The 13,229-nt window shown below is 52.1% G+C and carries 8 protein-coding genes, 1 other RNA gene and 2 pseudogenes; all 11 read left to right on the top strand.

Annotation, left to right across the window (positions count from 1 at the left end; genetic code table 11):
• Positions 1-281: 281 nt before the first annotated feature.
• On the top strand, positions 282-1,046 hold the full coding sequence (locus tag L3D05_RS12800) for a sugar phosphate isomerase/epimerase family protein (RefSeq protein WP_239616432.1): 765 nt from the start codon (positions 282-284) through the stop codon (positions 1,044-1,046).
• A gap of 311 nt (positions 1,047-1,357) precedes the next feature.
• Positions 1,358-1,837: pseudogene (locus L3D05_RS26885) on the top strand (glycosyltransferase); the annotation flags it as partial.
• A 246-nt stretch (positions 1,838-2,083) separates the two neighbouring features.
• Positions 2,084-3,220: a glycosyltransferase gene (locus tag L3D05_RS26880; protein ID WP_439647948.1), complete on the top strand. Its 1,137-nt coding sequence runs from the start codon at positions 2,084-2,086 to the stop codon at positions 3,218-3,220.
• A complete protein-coding gene (locus L3D05_RS12790) occupies positions 3,156-4,922 on the top strand; it encodes an S-layer homology domain-containing protein (RefSeq protein ID WP_305037441.1) in 1,767 nt (588 codons plus the stop codon). Before L3D05_RS26880 ends, L3D05_RS12790 begins: the two co-directional genes overlap by 65 nt.
• 188 nt (positions 4,923-5,110) lie before the next feature.
• Positions 5,111-6,316: a GNAT family N-acetyltransferase gene (locus L3D05_RS12785; RefSeq protein WP_239616430.1), complete on the top strand. Its 1,206-nt coding sequence runs from the start codon at positions 5,111-5,113 to the stop codon at positions 6,314-6,316.
• A gap of 114 nt (positions 6,317-6,430) precedes the next feature.
• A complete protein-coding gene (secG, locus tag L3D05_RS12780) occupies positions 6,431-6,667 on the top strand; it encodes a preprotein translocase subunit SecG (protein WP_239616429.1) in 237 nt (78 codons plus the stop codon).
• Between the two features lie 136 nt (positions 6,668-6,803).
• Complete coding sequence (gene rnr / locus L3D05_RS12775) at positions 6,804-9,707, top strand: ribonuclease R (RefSeq protein WP_239616488.1); 2,904 nt, start codon at positions 6,804-6,806, stop codon at positions 9,705-9,707.
• A 155-nt stretch (positions 9,708-9,862) separates the two neighbouring features.
• Complete coding sequence (gene pyrB, locus L3D05_RS12770; RefSeq protein ID WP_239616428.1) at positions 9,863-10,798, top strand: aspartate carbamoyltransferase; 936 nt, start codon at positions 9,863-9,865, stop codon at positions 10,796-10,798.
• A 112-nt stretch (positions 10,799-10,910) separates the two neighbouring features.
• On the top strand, positions 10,911-11,393 hold the full coding sequence (gene smpB, locus L3D05_RS12765; protein ID WP_239616427.1) for an SsrA-binding protein SmpB: 483 nt from the start codon (positions 10,911-10,913) through the stop codon (positions 11,391-11,393).
• A gap of 196 nt (positions 11,394-11,589) precedes the next feature.
• Positions 11,590-11,955: a transfer-messenger RNA gene (ssrA, locus tag L3D05_RS12760) on the top strand.
• Positions 11,956-12,788: 833 nt separating this feature from the next.
• Positions 12,789-13,205 (top strand): annotated as a pseudogene (locus L3D05_RS26735) (discoidin domain-containing protein); the annotation flags it as partial.
• Positions 13,206-13,229 lie beyond the last annotated feature (24 nt).

Below are 13,229 nucleotides of genomic sequence, written 5' to 3'. Positions count from 1 at the left end.
GCTGATTGAGCGAACTCAACATTTTCAACGAAATGATTTCCATGACTTAACCATAAACGATGATCCGATCGGTGATAAGACGCCACTATATTGTGGTTAAGGCACTTTGAAGTGCCTTATGGGCAGCGGGAGGAAGGGGCATTCAAACGGTATAACCTATTCATAATCTCCAAAATGCCATATAAAGAGGACAAAAACCTCCATCGTGAGAACGCATACTTAAGCCTATAATAAGAGGCAGATGGAGATTGACCTAAATGATAGGGATGGTGGGATTCAAGATGAGTAAACCGCAAGTAGGCCTACAGTTATATTCCGTTCGCGACCGCAGCGAGAAAGATTTTCTAGCCACGATCAAGGAGATCGGAGAAATCGGTTACCGTAACGTAGAGCTAGCCGGTTATTACGGCCACTCGGCCAAAGAGGTGCGTCAAGCTTTGGCGGATGCCGGATTAAACGCCCCTTCTGCTCATATCGGGTTAACGGTGAACGATGCAGCGATCTGGGATAATCTTAAGAAACAAATCGAGTTCAGCTTGGAGCTTGGGTTGAAACGTTTTATCGTTCCGTATTATCCGCTTGGCGACGAGCCGACGTTGGACGATGTTTACAAGATGGCGGATACGATCGAACAGGCGGCTAAGCACGTAACGGAAGCCGGTTTGCAATTCGGATACCATAACCACGCGTTCGAGTTTAAGCCAGTGGAAGGCAAACTAGTGATCGATCATCTGTTCGAGAGAATTTCTTCGGATCTGATGTTCGCGGAATTCGATCTCGGTTGGGTGAAGGTGGCGGGACAAGACCCTGCGGCATACGTGCGCAAGTACGCAGGAAGATTGCCGGTCGTTCATGCTAAAGATTTCAAAGAGGATGGCACGGATACCGAAATCGGCAAAGGTTCGGTGGATTGGGATTCCGCGTTGACTGCTTGCGAAGAAGTCGGCGTAGAATATGTCATTATCGAGCAAGAGCGGTATGACGTCTCCTCACTGGAGAGCGCTAAGCTGAACTATGCATGGTTCAAAGAGCGCGGATGGATCTAAACGGCGATAGATAATTCGAAAAACCACTACCCTCGGGTAGTGGTTTTTTTGTATTGCGCGGTTTAAATGGAAAAGTACAGTTATTTGAGGGATATGCAAGTTGTGCAATGTCAGTTAAACGTACATAAAGTAGTGGGTAAAGGAAGTTGAATAGGTATTCATGGGAGTAAATCGAACATTTTTATGATTTTTGCCATACTTACAGAAAGGGAATTATGCTAAAATTAGAATTATGACAAAAAACGGCAAATTACTCATTTTTATTAATAGATTTCCGCTTCCTATCAAACCGGATTAAGAAGGGGGCTGCGATGAGAGTTTCCATCATTCTCTATGCGGAACAAGCGAGCCGGACGGATCCTTGCATTAAGAGTATTCAATTGCATACGGCCCGGACATATGAACTGATCATTATCAACCAACTCGCGGATCCCGCAGTGTTGGATCTATACCGGGACATGCCGGGATGCCGATTAATGACATGGCCCGGCAGGTTGAACGCCGCCGAAGGCTTCAAGATCGCGGCTGCCATTGCCGAGGGCGATTATCTGGTCTTCCTGCACGATCACGTCGTCGTAACCTCACATTTGCTGACCGATCTCGTCGAATGTTTGGAGAGCGATCCGGCCCTGGCGGCGGTTGCGCCGATGTTGAACGACATAGAAGGAGAGCAGAGGTTAGACCGGACTTATCCGACGATAGAATCTTTACATAAGCTCGCAAGAGGGCTAAGGACAGTTCGGTCGAGGGGCGCTCTCAAGTCGGACAAGTTGGTTGGACACCTATTGGCCATGCGGCGGGACGCATTTTTCGGTATCGGGGGATTCGATGCGGAGCGGGATGCCGACGGGATCGAGTTATCTGATTTCTGCGGAAGGTTAAAGCGGGCTGGATACGAGTTGGCAATCGCGCAGGATTGCGCGGCGATCAATAGCCATCCCTATGAGCAAGAAGGGGATCGCTTGGATCTCGGAGTGATAGACGCCCCGGATGTCCCGCAAGCGTCTGCTTCTCTTCCAATTACGGTCAGTTTGTGCATGATCGTGAAGAACGAGGAAGGAACGCTGGATCGCTGTTTGTCCAGCGTTCGCGGAGTCGTCGACGAAATCGTTATCGTGGATACCGGTTCGACCGACCTTACCCGATCGATCGCCGCCAAATATACGGACGACGTTTACCATTTCGAATGGGTGAACGATTTTTCCGCCGCTCGCAATTATGCTTTCAGTCTAGCGACCAAGGAGTACATTTTGTGGTTAGACGCGGATGATATTTTGCTTCCGGGCGATGCGGTTTCGCTTCGTGACACCCTATCCAAGGTGACGCGCGATGTGGACGCGATTTCGATGCCGTACCATCTTAGCTTCGATGAAGAGGGAAACGTGACGAGCAGTTTGCGACGGAATCGAATCGTGAAGCGGGAAAAGGGCTTTCGATGGGTCGGGCAAGTTCACGAGTATTTGGCGGTGGGCGGTAACATACACGAATCGATGGCCGCCGTGACCCATAAGCGCGAGCATACCCAGACGAGACGAAATCTGACGATCTACGAGGAGCGGGAGGAAAAAGGGGAACGGTTCTCCGCGCGCGACCTTTATTATTACGGCAACGAGCTTAAGGATCATGGATTGTGGGAAAGGGCTATCGATCAATACGAGAGGTTTCTAGAGTATGAGGACGGTTGGGTGGAGGATCGTATAGCCGCATGCGGCAAAATGGCGGATGGCTATCATGCTCTAGGGCGGACAAGCGAGGCACGGCAGATCATATTGAAGTCGTTCACCTATTCGTCGCCTCGACCGATCAATTGCTGCAAGCTGGGCTCCTACCATATGGAAGAAGGAGATTATGCAGGCGCGGTCGGTTGGTACGAGCAGGCTCTGCATATTCCGTCATCCGTGACTTCCGCCGCTTATGAGATACATGGTTATCGAAATTGGGTGCCGCATTTACAGCTATGCGTCTGTTACGATCGGTTGCAGATGACCGATCTAGCTCGCATGCATAACGAGAAAGCCGCTGCTTATGTTCCGAATCATGAGAGCGTACGTCGGAACAGGGCTTATTTTGAAGGACTTAACTTGAGTGAGAGCGAGGAGATTAACCGAGATGAACGAACGAGAACGGCAGAAGGAAATCAGGAAGTATCGCAAAATCATTCGGCAGCAGGATAATCGGGGAATGGGTAAGTCGAAGGCAATACTGACGGTTGGGGCGATCAGCTCCGTGGTGGGGATGCTCCCGTTATTGGGACTTGGGGCATCCAATGCTTACGCGGCGGCAGCGGATCCGCAGCGGTTCAAAGATGTACCGCAAACGTCGTGGGGATATTCGTCGATCTCGAAGCTTAGCGCCATGGGAATAGTGAACGATACGACCGGCGTGTTTCGTCCGGACGAAAAGGCGACGCGCCAGGAAGCGGTCATTCTGACGTTGCGGCTTCTAGGCGTGGACGTTCCTCCGAAAAGCTCGGCGCAGTCTTCTCTGACCTCCGATTCTTGGGCTAAGGATTGGATCGCGCTGGCTCTGCAGAAGGGAATCATCGTTGGGGCAGAAGAGAACGGCGAATCCTCTAATTGGGGAAAGGCGGTTGTTACCCGGGAATGGATGGCGAAGCTCATTATCCGGGCTCTGGGACAAGAAGCTGGAGCCGTTCAGTCGGCCGGGAACAAGTCGTACTTCACTGACTCGTCCCAAATTGCGGCTTCTTCACGCGGTTACGTGAACGCGGTCGTTAAGCTGGGTATCGTCAGCGGTTATCCGGACAGGACGTTCCGACCGGAAGCGCCCGTAACTCGATTGGAAATGGCGGCTTTCGTGTCGCGCGCCGAGTTGTATGCCGACACGGCGGATAAAGTCGCTCGCGGGATGCTCGTTCGGTTATCGCCGCACGACGTGACGATTCTGGCCGATTCCGGGGAGGCTTTGCATTTCGAGATGGATTCGAAAGCAATCGTTCAAGGAGTGAATCTTCAGCCGGGGCAAATGCTAGCGGTCGTCTATAATGGGGATTCCGCTTTCTATATCGAACCTAGCGCGAGCGTCTCTTACGTCTCAAGTCAGAAGGCGCAACAGGAGTGGCTGAAGTCGATTTTTGCGGGGGTGGTCGTGTTTGATACCGCCAAAGCTCCATCTTATGAAAAATATCAGGTCGTCACGTTCGAGGGAAGTACGTTTGTGGCGTTAAAAGCCGCACCGAAAGGATTGCCGGGACAATCCGCGGATTATATGGTTCTTGCCGCAGCCGGGAAGGACGGAGCGATGGGAGCTACCGGCGCCGTCGGATCGGCTGGAGCGACGGGGGCGGCCGGAGCATTCGGCGCAACAGGAGCTACTGGTGCTACCGGAAATACCGGTGCCCAGGGGATTCAAGGAATTACAGGTGCAACCGGATTGACGGGAGCGGTCGGGGCTAACGGAGCTACTGGTGCTACCGGAAATACCGGTGCTCAGGGGATTCAAGGAATTACAGGTGCAACCGGGTTGACGGGAGCGGTCGGGGCTAACGGAGCTACTGGTGCTACCGGAAATACCGGTGCTCAGGGGATTCAAGGAATTACAGGTGCAACCGGGTTGACGGGAGCGGTCGGGGCTAACGGAGCTACTGGTGCTACCGGAAATACCGGTGCTCAGGGGATTCAAGGAATTACAGGTGCAACCGGGTTGACGGGAGCGGTCGGGGCTAACGGAGTTACTGGTGCTACGGGAAATACGGGTGCTCAAGGGATTCAAGGAATCACAGGTGCAACCGGGGCGACGGGAATTACCGGCGCTACTGGGACTACGGGTGCTCAAGGGATTCAAGGGATCACAGGTCCAACCGGTGCAACAGGACCAACAGGACCAACAGGTGCAACAGGACCGACCGGGCCTTGATTTCAACAGGCAGAAAGCCAGCCGACGAGGGCTGGCTTTCTGCTTGTTGCGGGAGGTTGTTTTTGCGGGATTAAACGCCACGAGACTGGAATAGTTTAGATGCGTTTGGAGCATTAAGTTTGTTATTATAGGGAGAGAAGTTTAGTCGATAAGTTGGAATGGAATTAAAAATGAAGGAGTTGTGAGCAATGGACATCAGGCAGCTACGGGTAGATGATTTCGAGGAAAGGATGGCATTGTCGCAATTCGCGTTCCAAATGCGGTTAACTCCGGAGGATTTGGAGTCCAAAAAGCTTCTTTTCCGTCCGGAGCAAGATTGGGGAGCGTTCGACGAGCAGGGGGATTTGCTGTCCGCATTAACGATCATTCCTTTCGAGACGTGGATTCAAGGGCGGAAGCTGGCGATGGGCGGCGTGGCGGGCGTGGCGACATGGCCGGAAGCGAGAAGGCGGGGATGCGTGAGCCAGTTGTTGGTTCGAGGTCTGGAAACGATGAGAAATAACGGACAAACGATCAGCATGCTGCACCCGTTCGCTTTTCCTTTTTACCGGAAATACGGTTATGAACTGACTGTTGAACGCAAGAAGTATACGATCGAGACGAAGCAATTGCCGCCGCGTAAGGAAACGCCGGGGCAAGTTACGCGGATGACCAAGCCGGATATAGAAGTACTTGACGGTATCTACTCTACGTTCGCTTCGCGCTATAGCGGGACGCTTGTTCGGACTCGGGACTGGTGGGAGAAGAAGATCCTAACGAAAAAAGGGAATGTCGCCGTCTATTATAATGAAGGTAATGTTCCTGAGGGTTACGTGTTCTATCAGGTCGCGGACAGAGTGATGACGATTCATGACTGGGTGAGCACGAACGAGGTTTCGCGTCAGGCATTATGGACTTTCGTCGCCAATCATGACTCGATGATTAACGAGGTAACGATAATTGTGCCAATCGATGATCCGTTGCCGTTCCTGCTAGCCGATCCCCGGATCAAGCAGGAGGTTATTCCGTATTTCATGTCGCGGATCGTGGATGCGGAGGCTTTCGTTGGGCTGTATGCCTGGGCGCCCGGGGCAAGCGAAGAAGCGGTCACGCTTATTTTGTCGGATGAGCACGCGCCTTGGAATAACGGAATATTCCGGCTTGCTTGGAGCGCGGAAGGCCAGGGGCGGTTGGAAAGGCTAAACGGTCGATCCGAGGCTGAACACAAAAGCGCCGTGGCGTCCGATAACGGAGCGATTACGTGCGATATTCAAGCGTTGACGGCTATGCTTGCGGGCAATCGCCAACTTGCTCTTCTTAAGGAAGCGGGGCGTATTAGCGGGTCTGAGGCTTGCTTGGAGCTGCTTAAGCGGAGAATCCCCGTAACTATGACGCATTTGATGGATTTTTTCTAAGAATAGCGAAAAGGCTGTCAGTTGTTGCATTTTAAAGGGATGGTTGTCAACCAACTGGGCGGTGTGATAAAATGAAAATACTGTTTTTGTAACGGGATTTGGGAGGTGTAAACGATGGACGTCGTTCTCAAAATAATTTTGGTTATTTTCTCTCTTGGACTTATTGCAGTCGTTCTGCTTCAGAAGGGTAAGAGCGCAGGCTTGTCGGGCGCAATTTCCGGTGGAGCTGAGCACTTGTTCGGCAAACAAAAGGCTCGCGGTATTGACCTGTTCTTACAGCGTCTAACTATCGGGTTGGCGATTGGTTTCTTCATCCTTTCTTTGGTGGTCGCGTATTTCGTGAAAAACTAACGAAATGAGCTGAGGCAGGAAGCGTGAGCTTCCTGCCTTTTTTTGTGCTATCGCGCATGAGATGAGAATGGGTCATCCGGTTGCCGAGGACGCAAAGTGTGTATACTATACATAGGACGAGGTGATACGGATGCCGATGTGCACAGAGCAGGAGTTGCTCGATTTCATGCGGGAAACCGCCTATAAACCGTTGACTTATAAGGAATTAGAAAAACATTTTGGCATAGAGGACGCCGTTGAATTCAAGGCTTTCTTACGTATGCTGACCGAGATGGAGCAGGACGGGAAAATTCTGCTCACCCGTACGGAGCGCTATGGCGTTCCGGAACGGATGAATTTGCTGCGCGGACGTATTCAGTCCCATCCGAAGGGCTTTGCTTTCTTGATTCCCGACGACAAGGAGCATCCTGATCTGTACATTCATGCCAACGACATGAAGGGAACGATGAACGGGGATATCGTGCTGGCGCGCGTGTCCGCGAAGAACGAGAACGGCAAGCTGGAAGGCGAGATCGTTCGCATCGTTAAGCGCGCGGTCACCCAGGTGGTCGGCGTATTCCAGAATCACGAGAGCTATGGCTTCGTAGTGCCGGATGACAAACGGATTAATAAGGATATTTTCATTCGCAGCGAAGGTTTCAAAGGTGCCGTGACCGGCCAGAAAGTCGTCGTGAACATTCTGACGTATCCGGAAGGACGTTCGGCGGCGGAAGGCGAGATCATCGAGGTGCTGGGCCATAAGGATGATCCGGGCGTCGATATTCTTAGCATCATCCGCAAGCACGGCTTGCCGGAGAGCTTCCCCGGAGATGTACTGGCGGAGGCGGAAGCCGCGCCGGACACGATCACGGAGGACGAGATCGTTCAACAAGGCCGCCGAGACTTGCGCGATAAGACCATCGTGACGATCGACGGCGAGGACGCCAAAGATTTGGACGACGCGGTTAACGTCGAGCGATTGCCTAATGGCAATATCGTGCTGGGCGTGCATATCGCGGACGTAAGTTATTACGTGCGTGAGAAGTCCAAGCTGGACGAGGAAGCCTACAACCGGGGCTGCAGCGTCTATCTGGTCGATCGCGTTATTCCGATGCTTCCTCATCGGCTGTCGAACGGGATCTGTTCCCTGAATCCGCAAGTCGATCGGCTGACGATGAGCTGCGAGATGGAGTTCGAGCCGGATACGATGAAGCAGGTTCGTCATGATATTTTTACGAGCGTAATTCGGACAACGGAGAGAATGACTTACACGAACGTCCGCAAAATATTGAACGAAGAAGATCCCGAAGTAACCGAGCGTTATTCCAAGTTGGTGGATACGTTTAAGCTTATGCGCGAGCTGGCTATGGGGCTGCGTTCGATGAGAATGCGCCGCGGCGCGATCGACTTCGAATTCCAGGAATCGAAGGTCATCGTGGACGCGCAGGGCAAACCGGTTGAAATCGTAAAAAGAGAGCGTACCATCGCGGAGCAGATCATCGAAGAGTTCATGCTGGTGGCGAACGAGACGGTGGCCGAGCATTTCCACTGGCTCAAGGTTCCGTTCATCTATCGGATTCATGAAGAGCCTTCCAACGAGAAGCTGATGACGTTCATGCAGTTCGCGGGCAATTTCGGTTACGCGGTGCGGGGCAAAGGGAATACCGTTCACCCGCGCGCGTTGCAGACTTTATTAGAAGAGATTCAAGGGACGAAGGAAGAGACCGTACTCAGCACGATGATGCTGCGTTCGATGAAGCAGGCGAAGTACGATGCCGAGAGCTTGGGGCATTTCGGATTGGCCGCGGAATATTACTCCCACTTTACTTCCCCGATTCGCCGTTATCCGGACTTGGCGATCCATCGCGTCATGCGCGAGGTGCTGGAGAACGGAGGAACGTTGCCGGACAATCGTTTCGATTCGCTGAATGCGCGGATGCCGGACATCGCTTCTCAATCTTCCGAACGGGAGCGGGTAGCGGTCGATGCGGAGCGGGATACGGAGAAGCTGAAGAAGGCCGAGTTCATGCTCGACAAGATCGGCGAAGAATTCGTCGGCATTATCAGCGGCGTAACGAGCTTCGGGATGTTCATCGAATTGGAAAATACAGTAGAAGGACTCATTCGTCTTAGCGATCTGACCGACGACTATTACCATTTCCATGAGCTTCACATGGCGCTTATCGGCGAACGAACATCGAAGATTTACCGAATCGGCGATGAAGTGAAGATTCGCGTTGGGCGGGTAAACATGAGCGATCATACGATCGACTTTGAGATGGTCGACATGAAATCGCGCAGCGGCAGCCGAGTGAGCTTCGTCGATGCTCGCGGACCGGGCGGATTCGACCGGAAGCGGAAGAAGCTGAACGCGTCGGGACGTTTTGTCGGCGTTGGCGGCGGAGGCGACGGCGGTCGCGGACGCGGTGGGCGCGGCGGTAAACCGGGCGGCGGAAAAGGCGCGCGAACGGATGATCGCGGTGCAAACGGTGGTCGTAAAGGCGGCGAACGGACGGATGATCGCAGCGGTGCTAATGGAGCAGGTGGGAAATTCGGCGGCGGTCAAGGCAACGGCGGTGGCGGTAAGCGGAAGAGAAAGCCGGTAGGCCAAGGGGCTTTGCAAGCTAGAGAGCCTGTCGAGTCGATTGGCATTCAAGCTTCCCCTGTTACTGCGGCTGCAGCCGAGAATGGGCGTTCACCTTCGAAGCGCAAAGGTCGTGGCGGGGAACGGGACTCATTTACTCCGGAATCGACTGTTAATGCATCCTCATCCGGAGGAAAGCCTTCCGCTGGAAATAGCGGATCGGGAAGTTCCGGCGGCGCGGCTCCGGCCAGGCGAGGCAAGCTTGATATGTGGGGACTTCCACGTTCCGGCAATTATAAAGCTACGGACGATGGTACGGATGGCGGCATGTTCTCCAATCCGCGCAAAGGACGTGGAGGCGGAAACGGCGGCGGCTTTGGCAGCAAGCGCTCCAAGCCGTTCACGAAGGCGGAAGCTTCCGTTCCGAAGCCAAGCGGAGAAGCAAAGCCAAGCAGACGCAAGAAACCAAAAGAATAAGCTAGGAAGAGCCTTCCGGACGGAGTTGCCGGGAGGTTCTTTTTCCGCTTGGAAGACGGCTCGAAATCGTGACATATGCCATTTTACAAAGTTCGCAGTATCTTATAGGATAGTATTTAGTGTGTGTACGGAGATGTCGGGGAGGCTGACGGAATTTGAAACAATATTACCACGTACTAGGAGCCAAACAGTTCGAGAAAAACGAGCTGGAAGCATTGTTCGATGCGGCGCGCGATATGGAAGGCGTAGTCGCCCGCGGCGGAGACAGAAGGCATGAGGGACGGATTATGACGACGCTGTTCTTCGAAGCGAGCACGCGGACGCGGCTGTCGTTCGAATCGGCGATGAATCGTCTCGGCGGAAGCGTCATCGGAACAGAAAATGCGGCGCAATTCTCTTCCGCGATTAAGGGAGAGACGCTGGAGGACACGATTCGCATCATCAGCGGATACAGCGATATCATCGTCATGCGCCATACCGAGATTGGCGCGGCGAAACGCGCGGCGAAGGTCGCGACCGTCCCGGTTATTAACGCGGGAGACGGAGCTGGCGAGCATCCAACGCAGGCGCTGCTGGATGCCTACACGATTCGCAAGGAGTTCGGCAAGATCGATGGCTTAAAGATCGCGATGGTCGGGGATCTCGCGTATGGGCGGACGGTTCACTCTTTGAGCTACATTTTGGCGAATTATCAGGATGTGATGGTGTACTATATCTCTCCTGACAACGTACGGATTCCCGATAACGTGAAGAAGTACATGGACGAGAAAGGCATCCGTTACGCCGAGACGAACGATCTAGATTCCGTCGCGGGTTCCATCGATGTCCTGTACCAGACTCGGATTCAGAAGGAACGTTTTCCTTCGGTCGAGGAGTACGAGAAGGCTTCCGGCCAGTACATCGTCGATGCCGAATTAATGTCCCGGATGCGCAAGGATGCGATCGTGCTGCATCCGCTGCCGCGCGCGGGCGAGATTACCGAAGAGGTCGATTCCGATCCTCGCGCAGCGTATTTCCGCCAGGCCGTCAACGGCTTGTACATTCGAATGGCGCTGATCGACAAGAGCATCACGGAGTCTCAAGGGAAATAGGATAAAGCTGGGTTCCGTTCGGTTGATGGCGCGGGTCGGCGCGTGCTATAATGAATGTCCGGCAGCTATAGGTCGGCGCCATCAACGGTTATGGTAAGGGAGATGAAGGAAAATGGGCAAGAAAGACCAATTCGACAAGCCATTAGCTCAGAATAAGAAGGCGTCCCATGATTACTTCATCGAGGAAGCCATTGAAGCCGGTATGGTTCTGACGGGTACGGAGATTAAGTCTCTTCGCACCGGCCGCGCGACGTTAGGCGATGCTTTCGCAACGATTCGCAACGGCGAGATGTTCCTTCACAATATGCATATTAGCCCTTTCGAGCAAGGCAATCGCCATAATCCGGTCGATCCGACTCGGGCTCGCAAGCTCTTGCTGCATAAGACTCAGATCCATAAGATGCTCGGCTCCGTTAAGCGAGAAGGTTACACTTTGGTTCCTCTTCGCGTCTACATCAAGAACGGCTACGCCAAATGCCTTATCGGCATCGGTAAAGGGAAGAAGCAGTTCGACAAGCGCGAAGCCGACGCCAAGCGGGATTCCCAACGGGATATCCAACGGATTCTCCGCGAGAAGCAGAAGGTGTACAAGTAAAAAGGCACTTCTGGATTGCTCGTGAGCAGGTTTGGCGGTTTGGATATGCGGGCATGATGTGGTAGGGATGGCAACAATATTTTCGCATAGGGTAAGTCGCACGTGTTATAATAGATCAGTAAGCTAAGCAAGCTTGTACTTCCTTCGGGAAGGTTCCTGGCACTCCAACCGCTTCGGCGGCGGACGACCAGCATTCGGGGGCGTTTATGGATTCGACGGGGATAGAACGAGCGTGGGTAGCGGGTAGTAGGGCTGCGTCTGCTTCACTAACGCGGAAAGCCTATTAAACGGCAAACAACAAAACAACTACGCTTTAGCAGCCTAAGAAACTGTTAGCGTGCTTCTACCTTCCATCGCCCATGTGGCAGGCTAGGGGCTAACCTATAGTGGGATACGCTAGAAAGTCTCCGCCTGAGGCTCTCTAGAAGAAGACAACCAGGCTGACCCGAAGGGAATCCGGTGACGGGGAGTCTCTAGGGTGACATCAAAACTGTCACTACACCCGTAGAAGCACATGTGGCGTTGTCTTCGGACAGGGGTTCGACTCCCCTCGCCTCCACCATCATCAAAGCCAGCCGCAAGAGGCTGGCTTTTTTGCGTGGAAAAGAGGGGAGTCGATCCAGTCCGAAGGAGGACAATGGGGTACGTTCCGCGCGCAGGGAGCGAAGCGGACGAGCACGGCATCTCATTCTACCTCTAAGAACGTCATCCGCGAATTACCCTCGTCAGCAAATTTAATCATGAATGGGATACCCCTGAGCCGAATATAGAATCGCGACACAAGAAACCGACATGAAATAGTCGTGTTTCGTTTGGGGAGTAGAACGGGGAGTCTCCCAGTCCTAAAAAGGACATTGGGGTTCGATCGCGCGGAAGGTAGCGGAGCGGACTGAGCACGCAATTCAATTCCACCTCTAAGAACGTCATCGTCGAGCACTCTTCGTCAGCCATTTCAATGAGGAATTGGATACTCCCCTCGCCTCCACCATGTAAATCCACAACCGCATGAGGTTGTGGATTTTTGCTTTTCCTTGACCTGTAACTCATCTCGAATGAGTTACCGATAAATGTATTTTAGCATGTTGCGATTAACGATGAGTATTTACCCAAATTTCTTAATTGTTCGAAAAAATGTGATCGTGATTACAGATTGATAACCTTAGATGAATATATAGTAGTATAGTAGTAGAGGAAAACAGTATAGGATACTGTAGTTGTGAAATATGGAGGAATGGATAGTGAGAAAACTATCATTACTTAAAAGAAAGTGGCTATACGAGAAGAGTTTTCTAATACTTGTTATTATTGCGTAAAGTAAATTTCATAGCGTTGAGGCATTGAAGGCTCGTGTGAAGTTCATCATCGAATATAACGAAAAGCGAGTGAAAGAAGCGGATGATTAGACAGTGTAATTTTTTGTTATCGGTATTATTATTTATTTTTATGGCAGGAGTGACCTCTGTACATGCAGCCCCAACTAATTTAGCTTTGAATAAAACTGCAACAGCTAGTAGTGTATGGGGCGGTAGTCCTGCAAGTAATGCAGTCGACGGCAATCCATATACTGATTGGGGACCCTCATCTGCAAGCAGTCCTCCGTGGCTTAAGGTTGACTTAGGGTCGGTAACTACATTTAATAGTTATGTTGTACAATCACGCCTTGGTGAGTACATTAATCATGCAATCACTTTAGAAACAAGCAATGACGATTCAACTTGGACTGTAGTGGATACAGTGTCTGGAAATACTGAAGTAACTATTACCAAAACATTGTCACAAGCTGTCAGTGCAAGATACGTAAAAATTACTATTAATACGTGGACTTTCTTTCCTGAC

The sequence above is a fragment of the Cohnella mopanensis genome (assembly GCF_022352055.1).
Taxonomy (GTDB): Bacteria; Bacillota; Bacilli; order Paenibacillales; family Paenibacillaceae; genus Cohnella; species Cohnella mopanensis.
The sequence above is the reverse complement of the archived record's forward strand: the minus strand, read 5'-3'. Positions and strand labels throughout refer to the sequence as shown.